Annotated in this window: 14 protein-coding genes; 6 read left to right on the top strand and 8 right to left on the bottom strand. The window is 47.2% G+C overall.

From position 1 onward, the window contains the following. Window positions 1–6: 6 nt before the first annotated feature. From KUA48_RS13760 to KUA48_RS13775, 4 genes are all read right to left on the bottom strand, one after another. On the bottom strand, window positions 7–1,404 hold the full coding sequence (locus KUA48_RS13760) for a DUF4836 family protein (RefSeq protein WP_218431804.1): 1,398 nt from the start codon (window positions 1,402–1,404) through the stop codon (window positions 7–9). Between the two features lie 14 nt (window positions 1,405–1,418). Further along, a complete protein-coding gene (locus KUA48_RS13765; RefSeq protein WP_118253415.1) occupies window positions 1,419–2,174 on the bottom strand; it encodes a 16S rRNA (uracil(1498)-N(3))-methyltransferase in 756 nt (251 codons plus the stop codon). A gap of 60 nt (window positions 2,175–2,234) precedes the next feature. After that, window positions 2,235–2,798 (bottom strand): UvrB/UvrC motif-containing protein, encoded by a 564-nt coding sequence (locus tag KUA48_RS13770; protein WP_118253413.1) that lies wholly within the window; start codon window positions 2,796–2,798, stop codon window positions 2,235–2,237. Window positions 2,799–2,885: 87 nt separating this feature from the next. Then, window positions 2,886–4,187: an MFS transporter gene (locus KUA48_RS13775; RefSeq protein ID WP_118253412.1), complete on the bottom strand. Its 1,302-nt coding sequence runs from the start codon at window positions 4,185–4,187 to the stop codon at window positions 2,886–2,888. 173 nt (window positions 4,188–4,360) lie between these two features. On the opposite strand from KUA48_RS13775, the gene KUA48_RS13780 reads away from it, so the two are divergent. Continuing rightward, window positions 4,361–4,897 carry a chromate transporter gene (locus KUA48_RS13780; RefSeq protein WP_218431709.1) on the top strand — a complete coding sequence of 179 codons (537 nt, stop codon included), beginning with the start codon at window positions 4,361–4,363 and terminating at the stop codon, window positions 4,895–4,897. 14 nt (window positions 4,898–4,911) lie between these two features. Further along, complete coding sequence (locus KUA48_RS13785; RefSeq protein WP_118253409.1) at window positions 4,912–5,484, top strand: chromate transporter; 573 nt, start codon at window positions 4,912–4,914, stop codon at window positions 5,482–5,484. Window positions 5,485–5,690: 206 nt separating this feature from the next. Here KUA48_RS13785 and KUA48_RS13790 read toward each other — a convergent pair whose 3' ends face one another. From KUA48_RS13790 to ppdK, 3 genes are all read right to left on the bottom strand, one after another. Then, window positions 5,691–6,338 carry a DUF3256 family protein gene (locus tag KUA48_RS13790; RefSeq protein WP_194252366.1) on the bottom strand — a complete coding sequence of 216 codons (648 nt, stop codon included), beginning with the start codon at window positions 6,336–6,338 and terminating at the stop codon, window positions 5,691–5,693. A gap of 111 nt (window positions 6,339–6,449) precedes the next feature. Next, window positions 6,450–6,677, bottom strand: a complete 228-nt coding sequence (locus KUA48_RS13795; protein WP_218431708.1) for a hypothetical protein — start codon at window positions 6,675–6,677, stop codon at window positions 6,450–6,452. A gap of 173 nt (window positions 6,678–6,850) precedes the next feature. Then, the gene (ppdK, locus tag KUA48_RS13800) at window positions 6,851–9,571 is read right to left on the bottom strand and encodes a pyruvate, phosphate dikinase (protein ID WP_153095504.1); all 2,721 of its coding nucleotides are present in this window, start codon (window positions 9,569–9,571) and stop codon (window positions 6,851–6,853) included. An 858-nt stretch (window positions 9,572–10,429) separates the two neighbouring features. On the opposite strand from ppdK, the gene rlmD reads away from it, so the two are divergent. Together rlmD and KUA48_RS13810 are read left to right on the top strand one after the other, a co-directional pair. Beyond that, the gene (gene rlmD / locus KUA48_RS13805; RefSeq protein ID WP_218431707.1) at window positions 10,430–11,881 is read left to right on the top strand and encodes a 23S rRNA (uracil(1939)-C(5))-methyltransferase RlmD; all 1,452 of its coding nucleotides are present in this window, start codon (window positions 10,430–10,432) and stop codon (window positions 11,879–11,881) included. A gap of 25 nt (window positions 11,882–11,906) precedes the next feature. Continuing rightward, on the top strand, window positions 11,907–13,124 hold the full coding sequence (locus KUA48_RS13810; protein ID WP_218431706.1) for a porin: 1,218 nt from the start codon (window positions 11,907–11,909) through the stop codon (window positions 13,122–13,124). A gap of 68 nt (window positions 13,125–13,192) precedes the next feature. On the opposite strand, the gene KUA48_RS13815 is transcribed toward KUA48_RS13810, so the two are convergent. Beyond that, on the bottom strand, window positions 13,193–14,476 hold the full coding sequence (locus KUA48_RS13815; RefSeq protein ID WP_218431705.1) for a DUF3078 domain-containing protein: 1,284 nt from the start codon (window positions 14,474–14,476) through the stop codon (window positions 13,193–13,195). A gap of 138 nt (window positions 14,477–14,614) precedes the next feature. Here KUA48_RS13815 and KUA48_RS13820 point away from each other — a divergent pair, with 138 nt between their 5' ends. Together KUA48_RS13820 and yidC are read left to right on the top strand one after the other, a co-directional pair. Further along, window positions 14,615–16,219, top strand: coding sequence for a CTP synthase (locus tag KUA48_RS13820; protein WP_217744577.1), 1,605 nt, complete (start codon window positions 14,615–14,617; stop codon window positions 16,217–16,219). 55 nt (window positions 16,220–16,274) lie between these two features. Then, a complete protein-coding gene (yidC, locus tag KUA48_RS13825; protein WP_218431704.1) occupies window positions 16,275–18,212 on the top strand; it encodes a membrane protein insertase YidC in 1,938 nt (645 codons plus the stop codon). The last annotated feature ends 53 nt before the right edge of the window (window positions 18,213–18,265 follow it).

The following is an 18,265-nucleotide window of genomic DNA, read 5'->3' on the forward strand; positions in this document are numbered from 1 at the left end:
TAATGTTTAATCTTTTACCTTTAAAGTATAGACCACCGAAGTAAGATTTCCAAAGACAGGGGTGAGCAGACCGGTTACGGTAGAGATGGCATCATCCTTGCCCGAGCCGTCACTATCAGAACTCTTGGCGAGATTGATGACCATTGCCAGTTTCTGACCGACGATGAGTTTCTGAATCTTTGCATCTATCGGATGATTACTTGGTTTCACGGCATATTGCGCCATCAGCTGGTCGCTTCCGCTAAAGAACTGCTTGTCATCCGTCACACCGAAATAGAACGAGGTCTTGCCGTCGGTATAGAAGTAAGCATTCTTGCCCCAATTGGCTATCTTCGCACCAGCCGGACATGAAGTTTTCCAATAATCAACATCGCCCAACCACTTGGCATGCGACAGTTTAGCAGCCATCGTCATCTGCATATTGTTATCCGTAAGCGAAGGCAACACGATAGCCATATCCCCATCCACACTACGGATGATATTATCCATATCGATAGCCTGGTTGATACCCATCAGGAGGGTCTGAAGGCTGCGGTTGCTCTGCATCATCGGCAGGAACTGCTCGCCCTTTACGTTCATGAAGATACCCGCCAGGGCATCAGCAGGCATCGACTTGACGTAGCTGCCTTTAATCGGACGATAGGTTTGAGCCGCCTTCTTCAGGGCCTCATATATTTCTTTATTAAAGGAGAAGGTTTCTCCCTTCACCTGCAGGATACCGTCTTTCACGTCCATCTCAGCAGCAATCACTACCTGCGAAGGGTCGGTATCCTTAGGCGTGCCAAGAGTAAATGGAGCTACGAACTTCTCCGGCAGCGCCTGAGCCTGAGCCACCATAGCCATAGGCGAAGTGATGGTTTCCAGTCGCTCGAACATAGGCGATGCGGTAATACCTTCGTCCTCATCAGCCTTCAGATATTTCACCATCTGCTGCTGGAGCTGGGCCTGCGCATCGGCTACAACCGGTCCCATAACGAGGAGTGCCTGATCAGAAAAGCCGAGCAGCCACGAATTTTTCAATACAGAGAAATGAAAGCCTTTGCGCTCCTTCACCTCTGTAGCGATATGCTGTTTGGCAAGCGAAGCAAGCCAGTCTTCAACATCGCCCTCATCGCTCACCTTGGCACAAAGTCCGAGGTTGCCATCAGCACTCTCAAAGAGGAATATCTTCTCTGAGATGTCGATGCCACACTTCGATGCATCCTCAACGTGCAGCAGAGACTTTAGCATTCCCGCCTTGTCTTCATCGCTTTTGCCGGATGCCATCTGCTGCATGTCAACAGAGATGAGCGCAGTACTTTTCTTTGGAATGGCATTGAGATAGTCAGTGCCCGAGCATGAGCTCAGCAATCCCAATACGACAGCCAAGCACATGAACATCAAACTCTTATACAATCTTTTCATCACACTAGTAAATATTATAAAGCTCTTGCCAGATGGCACATGTTGACAGCCACCAATCCTGCTGTTTCCGTACGGAGGCGACTGGTGCCAAGCGAAACACTCTCATATCCGTTTTCCAGGGCCAGTCTCACCTCATCGATAGAGAAATCGCCCTCAGGTCCTACCAGCACGGTGATGTCATCAGTACCCTCCTGGGCTGCTCCGGCAGAATCATCAGTTGGGCATGACTTGGAAATCTCGGCAAAAAAGTCTTTCTTTTCTATCTCCTCATAACAATGGCAGATAAACTTTCTGCCATTGCGGGGAGCCGTAATAAAATCTTTAAAGTTCTGCAGTTCGTTGACTACAGGTTTCCAAGCCTTGTGGCTCTGCTTGACGGCAGAAACCACAATCTTGTCGATGCGGTCTATGCGGATGACCTTGCGTTCAGAGAACTTGCAGTTGAGGAAAGAGATTTCATCGAAGCCGATTTCCGTAGCCTTCTCTGCCATCCATTCAATGCGGTCCATCATCTTTGTCGGGGCGATGGCCAGGTGAATGTGTCCTCGCCAGGCAGGCTGCTGCGGCATAACCTCCTTCACCTCATAGATGCACCGTTTGTTGGTAGCCAGCGAAACTTCTGCACGGTAGAACACCCCCTTGCCATCCATCAGGAACAATTCGTCCCCCGCCTGGATACGCAAAACCCTGAGTGCATGAGTAGCCTCTTCCTGAGGCAGTTCTGTCTGTGTAGCCGCATCTGGCACATAGAAAAATCTAACTTCTTTCATTTCCTCTTATTGTTACTTTTTCTTCTTAATTTTCTGTTATTCCGCAAGAATATCCTTTAATTATTCACTTTTTTTGCCTTTGCGGCGCTCTATCTCATCGCGAATGGCTGAGGCTGTTTCGTAATCTTCTTCATTAATGGCACAATCCAATGCCTTCTCAAGCATCTGGTCTGGCAAAGCCGAAATAGGTACCGCACAAGAAGTCGAACTCATATCATTTTTATTAAAAGGAGTAGAAATTTCCTTTATAACCAGCTCTGTTGTATACATTTCTATATCCGCAGCCACAGACAGCAACACAGCCTGGTCAGTCTTGATGCTCATACGTTCATTTGTGATTTTATTCACAAGAGTAGCATATACTCCCCTCTCTGGCGTAGCATCGAATTCGAGATAGAAATCGTCAACATTGAGCCTGTCAAATAGTGTCCAAAGTACAGAGATCACATCATTTTTAAAATCAGAAGTTTTCGAATTACATGCCTTCAGCTGCTCTGCTACATATTCAGTAGTCATAATAGACAAAGCTCTTTTTTCGGCTTCGTCTACCAAACTAATAATACATGTCCCGAAAGCTTCCGGAATGCCAAAACAGGCAGCGAGTTTAAGTTTGTACAACATCATTATGTACCCTTTCTTTATTTAAATTTATTTATATTCTTACGTAACATTCTGCTTTTACTCTCGCGTTGAGTATGACCTTTTTCTTTCTTATTTCTGTTCTTTCTTCGGACGGAAAAGGACAGCAAAGGCTACTGCTACCACGAGCGCATAACCGGCAAAGATGAACCAGCAGGTTTTCCAGTCACCCATCAGGTAGCCGTCATCTGTCCAGTGGCAGTAATGGTTGATGACCATACCTGCGAGAATGGTTCCGATAGATGCTCCCAGACCGTTGGTCATCAGCATGAACAGTCCCTGAGCCGATGCTCTTACCTTCACATCACATTTCTGGTCTACAAACAGACCGCCCGACACATTGAAGAAGTCGAAGGCTACACCGTAAACGATGCATGAGAGGATAAAGAAGGTAACACCCGGAAATGCAGGATTGCCCAATCCGAAGAAGCCGAATCGCAAAACCCATGCCAACATGGCGATGAGCATCACAACCTTGATGCCATAACGCTTCAGGAAGAACGGAATGAGAAGGATGCAGAGCGCCTCGGCCACCTGAGAGATGGATACCAGGAGCGTAGCATTGTTAGCTGCAAAAGTATCGAGCATCGCAGGATCACCCTTGAAACTGGTAATGAACGGAGTGGCATAACCATTGGTTACCTGCAGACTCATACCGAGCATGCAAGAGAAGATGAAGAACATCGCCATCTCACGGCTCTTGAAGAGTTTGAAGGAATCGAAACCCCATGTCTCTACCCAGCTCTTTGTCTCTTTCTTCACGATAGGACAGGCTGGCAATGAGAAGCAATAGAGGAAGAGAAGAATGCTGAGCACACCCGATACCAGGAACTGATAATGGGTATACTGGAACTTATGGGCGTTCTCGCTCAACAGGAACGAGAATGAACCGTTGTCCCAGGTAGCACAGTTCACAATCCACATCGTGAGAATGAAGCCCACGGTTCCGAACACACGGATTGGCGGAAAAGCCTTCACGGTGTCGAGCCCGTTGCTCTTCAATATACTGAATGCCGAAGTATTTGACAATGCCAATGTAGGCATATAGAAAGCCACGCTGAAGGTGTAAACGGCAATAAACATAGCCTCATTAGGAGTCTGACTAGCCTGTCCCATACCGAACAGACCTATCATGGCTGCACCTGCCAAAAGGTGACAATAGCCCAAAAGACGTTGCGGCTGGATATACTTATCTGCCACAATGCCCATCAATGTAGGCATAAAAATAGATACGATTCCCTGTATGGTATAGAACCAGGAAATCTCGGCACCCATCCCAGCCTTGCCGAGATAGTTGCCCATAGACGTAAGATAAGCTCCCCAAACTGCAAACTCCAGGAAGTTCATCACTGCTAGGCGTACTTTCAGATTCATAGTTTAATGTCTTTTTATTATAAAATATTAGCTGCAAAGATACAAATTTTCGGGTAAAAAGCACACGATTTTGAAGATTATCCGCATGAAAGCTAGCATATTTAACAAATTATGTGTATTTTTGCAGCCGATTTCAACAGATATAAGAGAAAAATAATATAGAAGCAACTGATATGTTAGTAAAATTTTTCCTCACGTGCAATAAAATCGGGGCATTCACGCTAGGTGGAGGCTACGCCATGATACCGATCATGGAACAGGAATTTGTAGACAAGAACCAGTGGATGAACAAACAGGAGTTCATGGATATCATGGTAGTGGCTCAGACCACTCCGGGCATCTTCGCCATCGACATGGCGAGTCATATCGGCTATAAGCTGAAGGGAGTCTGGGGAGGCATTGTGGGTGCCATAGGCATCGCCCTGCCTTCTATCATCGCCATTCTCATCATCGCCATGTTCTTCCAGCATTTCAAGGACAATTATTGGGTGGGTAAGTTCTTCATGGGTGTGCGCCCTGCCGTGGTAGCGCTCATTGCTGCGCCTTGCTTCAAGATGGCAAAGACGGCAAACATCAACCGCTACAACATCTGGATTCCCGTTGTCTGCTGTCTGCTGATTGCAGCTTTCGGTATCTCCCCTATCTACATCATCATCGCAGCCGGTGTGCTGGGCTGGCTCTATGGAAAGGTAAAAAAAGTAAAAAGGTAAAAAATATAGAGATTATGCTATTTCTAAAGTTATTTCTGATATTTACCAAGATTGGTACATTTAATTTTGGTGGCGGATATGCGATGCTTTCGCTCATCCATAACGAGACGGTAGTGAAGAACCATTGGCTTACCAATGCTGAGTTTACGGATATTGTGGCTATCAGCCAGTCTACACCGGGACCTATCGGAATCAACTGTGCCACCTACGTAGGTTATACCGCCTGCCTTCACGACGGCTATCCTACTTGGGCAGCCTGTCTGAGTTCGGTATTGGCTTCGCTCTCCATCATGTGGCTGCCTTTCATCATCATGATTCTCATCAGCCGCTATCTGATTACGCACAAGGATTCTAAAATCGTAAAGGATATCTTTGCGGGACTCCGCCCTGCCATCATCGGACTGATAGCTGCTGCCGCCGTTCTCCTGATGAATAAAGAGAACTTCGGATCACCAACCGACAATCCGTTTGTCTTCGGAGCAAGCATCGTGCTGTTTCTGGCTGCTTTCTACTTCACAAAATTCAGAAAGACCAACCCTATCCTGCTGCTTTTCATCTGCGGTATCATCGGAATGGTTATCTTCTAAACATCGCCCTGCGGTCTGAACCAACGGCCTCCAGCCGATGGGTAAGACAAGAGGCTAATGCCTTCAGATAGGGACAAAAAAAATTGATTGTCTCACGACAACCAATCTTTTATTAACCTTAATAATCTAATACCATGAAAAACACGATGCAAAGGTACAAATAATCTTGTAACCTGCAATAGTTTATAGCAAAAAACTTCAAGAATTTAACTCTCCTTAAAAGTTTTACCATTCCAATTATATTTTCTTTGCACTTTTATTGCATTTATAGCCTTCTTATCGTCAGCAGACACGAAAGGTAAAGCCAAGCGCACTACGAGGCTGTTTTCATGTTGCAGGAGCAAAGCACTCACGATTTTGAGTTCAATTTTCCCCTTGAGTTCCTCAAACTTAGCCTCGCTCATCGTATCGGGTTTGGCAACAAGACCGGAAGCCAGTTGCTGCAAAGATTTCCCATCGAAAATCCTGCTGGCATCCTGCTCTTGCCAATCCTGATTAAAGAGATAGAGTTCACTCTCCTTCTCTACTCCGGCAAAAGTCTTCACCACGCAAAGCAGCGAATCGCCGTTAGCCGATGGCAGTTTCTTCATCTGCAAAGTAGCGCTCTTACTCGTTCTCAACTGAACGAAATCTGCAGTCAGCGTATCCATCACACTCGTTTCGCCTAAAAGATTCTTCACTTCTGCCTTCACTCCCATCTCCTGCAGCTCAGCAAATTCCAGCCGCAGGTTGTGGTTGAGATAAGGCACAACAGAATCGGGCATCGAAACCAGCAAGTCCTTCATCGACTTGGCTTCCATGCCCATACTTGCCATCATCAGGCAAGCACATAATATATATTTTATCTTCTTCATCACTACAATTCCTTCGACCACTTCTTTCCCCAAGGAGTAAAGAGCCATATCAAAAATGCTGTTGCAGGAACCAAGCATATTGCAAAAGTTAAAGCCAATGTATTCATACTCTTAACGTTTAGAAATTACATAACCAATAATTGATAAGACTGCAGCCAACACTACGCCCAACAAAATGGCACTTATGGTACCGCTTTCATTAGTCTCAACTATACCAAATAATGCAGCCAACCCACCTAAAACCATAATAGTATAGGTGGATTTACTCATATCAAAGAAATACTTTACTACAGTTTCCTTGGTAAATTTTTCCTTTTCTCTATCTTCTCTTGCAGTCATATTTCTCTATTTTCCGACAAAATTACGGAAAATAAATGTAACTTGCAAATGATTTGCTCATTTTCTTTCGAAATTTAACCTAAAAAAGACGAAAAAGAGGAAAGCGCTTCATTACGAAACACTTTCCTCTAATTATCTAATCATTAATCGTACAATCTTCTTTCAGAAGAGATTTACTCCTCTACAGCAGCCTGTGCCGCCGCAAGTCTGGCGATAGGCACGCGGAATGGTGAGCAAGATGCGTAGTTCATACCGACCTTAGCGCAGAACTTAACTGATGAAGGCTCACCACCGTGCTCACCACAGATACCTGTGCGGAGGTTAGGACGGGTAGCACGACCATTCTCAACAGCCATCTTGATGAGCTGACCAACACCCTCCTGGTCGAGAACCTGGAATGGGTCAACCTTCAAGATCTTCTTCTCCATGTATGCAGGGAGGAATGAAGCGATGTCATCACGAGAATAACCGAAGGTCATCTGTGTCAAGTCGTTAGTACCGAATGAGAAGTACTGAGCCTCCTCTGCAATCTGACCTGCTGTAAGGGCAGCACGAGGAATCTCAATCATGGTACCAATCTCAAATTCTACCTCTACGCCGTACTCAGCGAATACCTCCTTAGAAGTAGCGAGAATGATAGACTTCTGCTGCTTGAGCTCCTGAACGGTACCGATGAGCGGAACCATGATTTCAGGACATGGGTTGTAACCCTCCTTCTTCAACTCGCAAGCTGCACCGAGGATGGCACGGGTCTGCATGGCCGTAATCTCTGGGAATGTGATACCGAGACGGCAACCGCGATGACCGAGCATAGGGTTGTTCTCTGCCAGAGAGTTTACACGCTTCTTGATTTCCTCTACGCTTACACCCATCTCCTTAGCCATGGTCTCCTGACCAGCCAAATCGTGAGGTACGAACTCGTGGAGAGGTGGGTCGAGCAAGCGGATGTTCACGTGGCAGCCATCCATTGCCTTGAGGATTCCATAGAAGTCAGCCTTCTGATATGGGAGGAGCTTGGCAAGTGCCTTCTCACGACCCTCTACAGAGTCTGCCAGAATCATCTCACGCATAGCTACAATCTTCTGATCATCGAAGAACATGTGCTCTGTACGTGTCAGACCGATACCCTTGGCGCCGAATGCACGGGCTACCTCAGCATCGTGTGGAGTATCCGCATTGGTACGGATTTCCATCTTTGTATACTTGTCGCAGAGATCCATCAGCTCCTTGAAGTCGCCTGAAAGTTCTGCAGCCTTTGTCTCAATCTGTCCTGCGTAAACCTGACCTGTAGTACCGTTCAGAGAGATATAATCACCCTCCTTGTAAACAACGCCTTCAATCTCTACAGTCTTAGTCTTGTAATCTACGTTGATAGAGCCGGCGCCTGATACACAGCACTTACCCATACCACGGGCTACAACGGCAGCGTGAGAAGTCATACCACCACGAGCGGTAAGGATACCCTCAGCAGCTGACATACCAGCGAGGTCTTCTGGAGATGTTTCGATACGAACCATGATCACCTTCTTGCCGTCCTCATGCCACTCCTGAGCATCGTCTGCATGGAATACAATCTGACCGCAGGCAGCACCTGGAGATGCAGGGAGGCCCTGTGTGATGACCTTAGCCTTAGAAAGAGCCAGCTTATCGAATACTGGATGCAAAAGCTCATCAAGTTTCTGAGGCTCACAGCGCAGGATAGCAGTCTTCTCATCAATCATACCCTCGTGGAGGAGATCCATGGCAATCTTCACCATAGCTGTACCTGTACGCTTACCATTACGAGTCTGGAGGAACCAGAGTTTGCCTTCCTGTACGGTGAACTCCATATCCTGCATATCGTGATAGTGGTGCTCCAGCTTATCCTGCAGCGCGTCGAGTTCCTTATAGAGTTCAGGCATAGCCTCTTCCATAGAAGGATACTTGGCAGCACGCTCCTCTTCAGAGATACCTGCACGCTCAGCCCAGCGCTGAGAACCAATCTTTGTAATCTGCTGTGGAGTACGGATACCGGCTACCACGTCCTCACCCTGTGCGTTGATAAGATACTCACCATTGAAGAGATTCTCACCATTACCAGCGTCACGTGAGAAGCAAACACCTGTAGCAGATGTATCGCCCATGTTACCGAATACCATCGCCATGACAGATACGGCAGTACCCCACTCATCAGGAATACCTTCCATCTTGCGGTAGAGGATAGCACGCTCGTTCATCCAAGAACGGAACACAGCGCAGATAGCGCCCCAGAGCTGATCGATTGGGTTGGTAGGGAAATCCTGACCGGTCTGCTCCTTGATGGCAGCCTTGAAGAGTTCAACGAGCTTCTTGAGCGACTCTACAGAGAGATCCTTGTCAAGTGTAACGCCCTGCTCTTCCTTCACCTTTTCGATGATAGCCTCAAATGGGTCGATATCTTCCTTGTTTACAGGCTTCAATCCCATAACGACGTCACCGTACATCTGTACGAAACGGCGATATGAATCGTATACGAAATGAGGGTTACCGGTCTTCTTGACCAATCCCTCAGCTACTTCGTCATTCAAACCGAGGTTGAGGATGGTATCCATCATACCAGGCATAGATGCGCGTGCACCTGAGCGTACTGATACGAGGAGTGGATTCTCTACAGAACCGAACTTGCTGTTCATCAATGCCTCAGTATGAGCCACAGCAGCCATCACTTCGTCCTGAAGAAGTTCTTTGATTTTTTCCTCACCCACTTCATAATATTCATTACAAGTGTCTGTAGTAATGGTGAAACCTGGAGGAACTGGTACACCAATCAGGTTCATTTCGGCAAGGTTTGCGCCTTTACCACCAAGTACTTCTCGCATTTGGGCATTGCCTTCTGCTTTTCCGTTTCCGAATGTATAAACTCTTTTTTCGTTCATAATTGTTATAGGTATATATTTTATTTCGTTTTACGTTGCTAACTATTAATTGTAATGCAAAGATACGATTTTTATTTGATACTACCAAACTTTTATACGCTTTTTTGCTATCCCGAGATTACATTTTATACTGTTGACGCACACACGGGCAGAAAATTAACAATCCCGTATACGATAGAAAGATATTTGACGAATCTGAAAGTGCGTCTCTCGGGATTGCAGCCTGCATTCTGATGTTTTTTGCCTCCCTGCCGATGCGCCCGAAACTGCGTCACGACGTAGCGATGGCTACGTCCCGACGCAGTGCCAGACACGTCGCGACGTAGCAACGGCTGCGTCGGGACGTAATTTAAAGGTAAAAGGGCGTTTAAAGGTAAAAAAGTAAAAAGGTAAAAAAGTAAAAAGATTATCGGGCGATAACAAAAGTAACAAAAGTAACAGGTGACCTCTGATGTAAAAATGTGAATGTGAATGTGAATGTGAAATGTAAGTGAAGAAAAAAGAATGCATGTAATGATATAATATCATTTAATTCCAATATAATAAGGTACGCGCGTACGTACAATTAAAATATATACTATCAAAAATCATCAATAAACAGCCTCGACAAAAGGATACACATGACAGTCCGTTTTCTTCACTTACATTTCAAATTCACATTCACATTCACATTTTATCCCTTTACAAACACCGAATGTTACCTGTTACTTTTGTTACTTTTGTTATCGCCTGATAATCTTTTTACTTTTTTACCTTTAAACGCCTTTTCACCTTTAAAAGCAAATAATTTGGGACAACTCTTGCATTTCTCATAAAATTGCAGTATCTTTGCACCCATAAAAAATACAAAACATTATTATGGCAAGAAAACGTAAACCATTACCTCTGTTAGAGAACATCACCATCGAGGCAGTAGCAGCCGAGGGTAAGTGCATCACACGCGTAGATGAACAGGTCATCTTCGTACCTTTCTGTGTGCCAGGAGATGTTGTCGACTTGCAGGTAGTAAAGAAGAAACATAAGTATTGCGAAGCCAAGGTGGTTCGCTTCATCAAGAAGAGCGAGGTGCGACAGGAGCCTATGTGCGAGCACTTCGGCATCTGCGGCGGATGCAAATGGCAGAACCTGCCTTACGAAGAGCAGATCAAGGCTAAGCAGAAGCAGGTGGAAGACCAGCTCACCCGCATCGGAAAGATTGAACTACCTGAGTTCCGCCCTATCATGGGCAGCGTGAAGACTCAGGAGTACCGCAACAAGATAGAGTTCGGATGCAGCAACAAGCGATGGTTCACCGCCGAGGAATTGGCTCAGCTCCCTCAGAAAGAGGATGATACCGTAACATCACTCAAGGAGCGCCACGCCCAGAACGCCATCGGTTTCCATATCACCGGAGCCTTCGACAAGATTTATCCTATCAAGAAGTGCTGGCTGATGGATGACCTCTGCAACGAGATCCGCAACTTCGTATTCGAATATGCTGATTCTCACGACTATACCTTCTACGACCTGCGTGAGCAGCATGGTTTGCTCCGCAACATGATGATTCGTAATTCGAACACCGGAGAGTGGATGCTCGTCTTCCAGTTCCACTACGATGAGGAGGGCGATGAGCAGAGAGCATTGGAGCTGATGCAGCAGGTGGCTGACAAGTTCCCTCAGATTACATCGCTCATGTATGTAGACAACCAGAAGGGAAACGATACCATCAACGACCTGGAACTCAGCCTCTTCAAGGGCAACGACCATATCTACGAACTGATGGAAGACCTGAAGTTCAAGGTGGGTCCTAAGAGTTTCTACCAGACCAATACCGAGCAGGCTTACCACCTCTACTGCGTGGCCCGCGAGTTTGCCAACCTTACCGGAAATGAGCTGGTTTACGACCTCTATACCGGCACCGGAACCATCGCCAACTTCGTGGCACACAAGGCAAAGAAGGTAATCGGTATCGAGTACGTGCCAGAGGCCATAGAGGATGCCAAGGTGAATTCTCAGGTGAACAACATCGAGAACACCCTCTTCTATGCAGGCGACATGAAGGATATCCTGACCAATGATTTCATCGCACAGCACGGTCGACCTGACGTCATCATCACCGACCCACCACGTGCCGGAATGCACCCAGACGTAATAAACGTCATTCTGAATGCAGCACCAAAGCGCATCGTATACGTAAGCTGCAACCCGGCAACCCAGGCACGCGACCTGCAGTTGATGGATGCGGAGTATAAGGTAGCTGCCGTACAGCCGGTGGATATGTTCCCTCATACCCCTCACGTAGAGAACGTGGTATTGCTCGAAAAGAGATAAACCTAGAAATCAAAACAGAAACAAGATGAAGAAAACCATCATCATGGCGCTCATGGCTGCAGCTTCGGTCTCAGCCAGCGCCCAGCAGAAGCAGACCATCGAAATACCATCATGGTTGAGCAACGTGAAATTGTCGGGGTATGGAATGACCCAGTATCAGTACAGCGGACAGAAAGATGCTGAATCCAACTCATTCAACATCCGTATGGCGCGTATCTCTCTCGAAGGTCGCATAGCAGGCGACTTCTACTGGAAAACTCAGATTCAGTTCAACGGCAACACCTCTACCCTCGGTTCCAGTCCGAGAATGGTGGATCTGTTTGCAGAATGGCAGAAATATGAATACTTCAAGGTGAAGATCGGTCAGTTCAAGAACCCGTTCACCTTTGAGAATCCGATGCACCCTATCGACCAGGGCTTCATGGGATATTCACAGAACGTGAGCAAGCTGGCCGGTTTCAGCGACCGTGCCGGAGAACATGCATCCAACGGCCGTGACATCGGTCTTCAGTTCCAGGGCGATTTCCTCAAGAATGCCAATGGCAGGAACCTGCTGCACTATCAGATTGGTGTATTCAACGGACAGGGAACCAATACCAAGGACGTTGATAATCAGAAGAACATCATCGGAGGTGTATGGGTAATGCCTGTAAGCGGCATGCGCATCGGTGCCTTCGGATGGACCGGTTCTTATGCAAGAAAGGGAACATGGAACGATGATGAACAGGGAAACATCATCTACGAAAAAGATGCTGCTGGAAATTCCGTTCTTGACAAGGATGGAAAACCTGTAAAAGAGACTTTCAGCGGTACCCGCAGCCTGAACCAGAACCGCTACGCCTTCTCTTTCGAATATAAGAAAGACGGCTGGACCGTACGTTCTGAGTATATCCACTCTACCGGCAAGGCTTTTGACAAGAGCATCACCAACTTCAACGATGCCAACGCCAAGGACTGCAATCTGAATGCAAAAATCGGCGACAAGGCACAGGGTGTATATGGATTGGTTATCGCTCCATTGGCTCAGCTGCCAAAGAACAGCCGTATCGACGTGAAGGCACGTTACGACATGTATCAGCCTAACGGCAAGAGCAACATGCAGAGAACCCAGTATGAGGCAGGTTTGAACTTCCACATCGGCAAGCGAATCTCTATCTTTACCGAGTATGCGCTCATCAACGACAAGACACTCGCGAAGCATAATTACTTCATGGCAGATGCCGAGGTTTGCTTCCGATTCTAACAGATACAACAAAGGCTCGCTCCTCAACAGGAACGAGCCTTTATTGTATTTACTGCCAACACCTTATCCTAGAATGAATAAGAGAAACCTACTGACATGAATTCCTTAAACTGCCAGTAGCTCTGGTCGTCCTTGCGCTTCACACCATCGTCGAAACGAGGATAGAGGAAGATGTTGGTAGAAATATAGCGGTTAAACTGGAAAGAAATGGTGTTTTCCCACTCTATTTCAGCACGCTTGTAAGTGGTGTATCCCCAGAGACGGGTCTTCCACTTGATATTATCCGCTATCTGCCACGACAGGTCGAAGGTACACTCAGAACCGTAATCGGTCATGCCATGCTTACCCTCATCCAGTCCATATCGCGTAGCCAGATCCGCTCTGCCCACATACTTCCAGTTGAAAGCCAGAGGAGCCAGATGAGCACTACCCTTCAGGCGATGATGGAACCAGTCTACATTATAATCCATACCGACAGAGAGGTTCAGATTGAATGGCGAGAAGAAATCGGAATAAACCTTCTTGTCATTACTCTTGTAACCATGCGTAAACTGAGTCTGGCCAACCAGCTGGATGGTATAATACCACTTTTTGGAAGCCTGCAGACCGAGTTTTCCGGTGTATCGTATCATATCATCGCTCGTCTTCAGCGTATGAACCGTATCACCCTTCGAAGTCTGATAACCCAGACGCATCTCCAGTTTATTATCCCATTTCACCTTCTGCTTGTTATTGTAGTTGGCAAACATCGTCACTCTTCCGAGCACCGAATAATTGCTCTCACCACCCTTATACCAGTTGTCAGAAACATAGTTTTGCAGGAACTGTAGATAATAATCGCCACCTATGGTCCAGAAGTTAGGACGGGTGATGACGATATCCATCGGCGCCGCATCCACCTCAATCGCCTTCGGAGCCACCTGCTCTACGATATCAGGATGATTCTTCTTCGGTTTGCTCTGCGCAGCCAGCGGTGCTCCCACCTCCTTGAGATGAGACTCAGTATTGCGCACCAGGTCGGGACGCTTGAGATATACCTCCATCAGCGTCTGGTCGAGCATCGTTCCGAGCGAATCCTTCACCCCATCCTGAGGCTTGAGTCGCAACATGCGGGCTGCCGGCCCATGATAGAAGGTGAGCGGCGTAAAGAGCTGGGCATATCTGCTATCCCCGGAATCCATCTTCATGGAATCGATGCGCTGACGGCACATCAAGAGCGAGTCAGCATAGATTTCAGCCAACCTGTTCTTCGATGCCTCTCCGGGCGCCACCTTCTTCAATTTGCGCTGGGCAGAAACAGGCGTCAGAGCCGAAAGGAACGCAAGAACGAGTAATCCAAATTTTATTTTCATACCTTAATTTTATAAATTTGGGCACAAAGGTAATAAATAATTCATAAATCTATGCCCTTTATTAGAAATATTTTTGCTCATTTCACAAAAATGTCGTAACTTTGCAGCCAAATTATTCTAATTTAAATTATAAATATCGTGGCTGAAACAAAGTACATCTTCGTAACTGGTGGTGTGGTTTCTTCTTTGGGTAAAGGAATCATATCTTCATCCATCGGTAAACTTCTTCAAGCAAGAGGTTACAACATTACTATCCAAAAGTTTGACCCATACATCAACATCGACCCGGGTACGCTGAACCCGTATGAGCATGGTGAGTGCTACGTAACGGTAGATGGTATGGAGACCGACCTGGACCTCGGACACTACGAGCGATTCACCGGCATTCAAACTACGAAAGCGAATTCTCTCACCACTGGTCGTATCTACAAGGCAGTCATTGACAAGGAGCGTCGTGGCGATTATCTCGGCAAAACCATCCAGGTGGTGCCTCACATCACCGACGAGATTAAGCGCAACGTGAAGCTGCTCGGCAAGAAGTATCACTACGACTTCGTGATTACCGAGATAGGCGGAACCATCGGCGACATAGAGAGCGCCCCTTACATGGAGGCTATCCGACAGCTGAAATGGGAGCTGGGCAAGAACGCCATCAACGTTCACCTTACCTATGTGCCTTATCTGAAGGCAGCAGGCGAGTTGAAGACAAAGCCTACACAGCACTCTGTGAAGGAACTGCAGAGCGTAGGTATTCAGCCAGATATCCTGATTCTCCGCACCGAGAAACATCTCGAAGAGGGAATCATGAAGAAGGTAGCCAGCTTCTGTAACGTAGACCTGGACTGTGTGATTCAGAGCGAAGACCTTCCTAGCATCTACGAGGTGCCTGTAAACATGCAGAACCAGGGCCTCGACACCGCCATCCTCCGCAAGATGGGCGAGCCTATCGGCGAAACACCTGCGCTGGGTCCTTGGAGAACATTCCTCGACCGCAGAAACAAGGCTACAGAGGTGGTAAACATCGGTCTCGTAGGCAAGTACGACCTGCAGGATGCATACAAGAGTATCCGCGAGAGTCTCTCGCATGCCGGCACCTACAATGACCACAAGGTGAAGATTACCTTCATCAACTCAGAATATCTCACAGAAGAGAACGTGGCAGAACAGCTGAAGGGACAGGACGGTATCGTCATCTGCCCAGGCTTCGGCCAGCGAGGCATCGAGGGCAAGATTATCGCCGCCCACTATACCCGCACCCACGACATCCCTACCTTCGGCATCTGCCTGGGTATGCAGATGATGGTCATCGAGTTTGCCCGCAACGTATTGGGCTACAAGGATGCCAACTCACGCGAGATGGACGAGAAGACTCCACACAATGTCATCGACATCATGGAGGAGCAGAAGAACATATCAAACATGGGTGGAACCATGCGTCTCGGCGCTTACGAGTGTGTGCTGAAACAGGGTTCACGCGTGTTCAATATCTACAAGAAGGAGCATATTCAGGAACGCCATCGCCACCGCTATGAGTTCAACAACGAGTTCCAGCAGGAATTTGAGAAGAACGGCATGATGTGCGTAGGCAGAAACCCTGAGAGCGACCTGGTAGAAATCGTAGAAATCCCAGGCTTGAAGTGGTACGTAGGTACACAGTATCATCCGGAATACCAGAGTACGGTACTGAAACCACATCCACTTTTCATGGATTTCGTAAAGACAGCAATAGAAAACAAAAAGTAAATATTAGGAGTTAAAGGAGTGATCCCCTTTACTCCTTTAATTTCAAATTTAAAAAATGAACAAGAACAACATTATCGGTTTCCTCCTGATTGCCGTAGTGCTGATTGGCTTTAGCTGGTATAACCAGCCATCTGCCGAAGAACAGAGAGCGGCATTCGTTCAGGACTCCATCGCCAAGGCTAAACATGCCGAGATGGAAAAGGCCAGCAAGGCTGCCGCTGCTAAGCGCCAGACTAATGCCAAAGCAAAGGTTGAGGCAGACTCAACCGCCCTCTTCTATTCGGCACTCAAAGGCCAGGCTAAGAAGATTGTATTGAAAAACGAGAAGGTAGAATTAACACTCAACACCAAGGGTGCTACTGTAGAGAAGGCTGTCATCAAGGGCTATGTGGGACACAACCTGCAGGTGAAAGACGGTTCGGCTGATGCCAAGGACGTAACCCTCTTCGACGGTAACGACCAGAGCCTCAAGTTCATGCTCGAGGCTAAGGAGGCCAACATCATCACCAGCGATCTCTACTTCACTCCATCCAACGTGACCGACAAGTCTGTAACCCTGACCGCTGTGGCTGGTGAAGGCAAGACGCTCACCCTGACTTATACATTGGGCAATGACTACATGCTGCACATGAGCCTGCAGGCAAATGGCATGGCGGGTCTGTTCTCACCTAATTATAATAAGATGGATGTTGACTGGAGCGACAAGGCACGCCAGCAGGAACGTGGTTTCATGTTCGAAAACCGTTACACTACCCTCACCTACCATAATGCAGAAGGCGGTACCGACCACCTCAACGAAGGTAGCGAGAAGATTGACGAGAAAATAGAAGAAACCATCGACTGGGTATCTTTCAAGAACCAGTTCTTCTCTGCCATCATCGTAGCAAAGGATAACTTCGAGAAGGATGCTTTCATGACCTCTATCCCTCAGGAGAAGGGTTCGGGCTATCTGAAGCAGTTCCAGGCTAAGATGAAGACAGCTTTCGACCCAACCGGTAAGAAGGCATCTGAGTTTGAGTTCTACTTCGGTCCTAACGACTTCCAGATTCTGAAGAATACCGAGAAGGAAAGTACCTTCGGCAAAGACTTGGAATTCCAGAAGCTCGTATACCTGGGATGGCCTATCATCCGCTGGATCAACCGTTTCTTCACACTCTACGTATTCGACTGGTTGAGCAACGTGTTCCCAATGGGTATCGTATTGATTCTCATCACCTTGCTCCTCAAGCTCATCACCTACCCTATGGTGAAGAAGAGCTACATGAGTTCAGCCAAGATGCGCGTGCTGAAACCAAAACTCGAAGCTGCTACAGCTCAGTATAACAAGCCTGAGGACCAGATGCAGAAGCAGCAGGCGATGATGGCGGAATATGCCAAGTATGGTGTAAGTCCATTATCTGGCTGTATCCCTATGCTGATTCAGATGCCGGTTTGGGTTGCGATGTTCAACTTCGTTCCTAATGCCATCCAGCTTCGTGGTGAGAAGTTCCTGTGGATGAACGACTTGAGCACCTTCGACCCAATCTTCGAATGGAATACCAACATCTGGCTGATTGGCGACCACTTGAGTTTGACCTGTATCCTGTTCTGTGTAGCCAACCTGTTGTACTCATGGATGACCATGCGTCAGCAGCGCGACCAGATGGTAGGTCAGCAGGCAGAGCAGATGAAGATGATGCAGTGGATGATGTATCTCATGCCATTGATGTTCTTCTTCATGTTCAATGACTACTCAGCCGGTCTGAACTTCTACTACTTCATCTCATTGTTCTTCAGTGCCGCAATCATGTGGACCCTGCGCAAGACAACCGACGACGAGAAGCTCCTCGCCATCCTTGAGAAGCGCTATCAGGAAAACAAGAACAACCCTAAGAAGGCAAGCGGCCTGATGGCAAGAATGCAGGCTCTCCAGGAGATGCAGCGCAAGCAGCAGGAAGAGATGATGCGCAAGCAGGCAGAACTGAACGAGAAAAAGAACAATCTCGGAAAATAAAGATTAACAGATAAAAATGAAAGCGTAATGGATTACCTGAAAAAGGTGTTCAT

Origin of the sequence: Segatella copri (assembly GCF_019249795.2) — a bacterium.
Classification (GTDB): domain Bacteria; phylum Bacteroidota; class Bacteroidia; order Bacteroidales; family Bacteroidaceae; genus Prevotella; species Prevotella copri_B.

Coding starts and splice junctions, on each gene's coding strand:
- KUA48_RS13775 (WP_118253412.1), bottom strand. CDS start 4,187: ATGAATCTGAAAGTACGCCTAGCAGTGATGAACTTCCTGGAGTTTGCA.
- KUA48_RS13760 (WP_218431804.1), bottom strand. CDS start 1,404: ATGAAAAGATTGTATAAGAGTTTGATGTTCATGTGCTTGGCTGTCGTA.
- KUA48_RS13815 (WP_218431705.1), bottom strand. CDS start 14,476: ATGAAAATAAAATTTGGATTACTCGTTCTTGCGTTCCTTTCGGCTCTG.
- rlmD (WP_218431707.1), top strand. CDS start 10,430: ATGGCAAGAAAACGTAAACCATTACCTCTGTTAGAGAACATCACCATC.
- KUA48_RS13810 (WP_218431706.1), top strand. CDS start 11,907: ATGAAGAAAACCATCATCATGGCGCTCATGGCTGCAGCTTCGGTCTCA.
- KUA48_RS13785 (WP_118253409.1), top strand. CDS start 4,912: ATGCTATTTCTAAAGTTATTTCTGATATTTACCAAGATTGGTACATTT.
- KUA48_RS13795 (WP_218431708.1), bottom strand. CDS start 6,677: ATGACTGCAAGAGAAGATAGAGAAAAGGAAAAATTTACCAAGGAAACT.
- KUA48_RS13770 (WP_118253413.1), bottom strand. CDS start 2,798: ATGATGTTGTACAAACTTAAACTCGCTGCCTGTTTTGGCATTCCGGAA.
- KUA48_RS13780 (WP_218431709.1), top strand. CDS start 4,361: ATGTTAGTAAAATTTTTCCTCACGTGCAATAAAATCGGGGCATTCACG.
- yidC (WP_218431704.1), top strand. CDS start 16,275: ATGAACAAGAACAACATTATCGGTTTCCTCCTGATTGCCGTAGTGCTG.
- ppdK (WP_153095504.1), bottom strand. CDS start 9,571: ATGAACGAAAAAAGAGTTTATACATTCGGAAACGGAAAAGCAGAAGGC.
- KUA48_RS13765 (WP_118253415.1), bottom strand. CDS start 2,174: ATGAAAGAAGTTAGATTTTTCTATGTGCCAGATGCGGCTACACAGACA.
- KUA48_RS13790 (WP_194252366.1), bottom strand. CDS start 6,338: ATGAAGAAGATAAAATATATATTATGTGCTTGCCTGATGATGGCAAGT.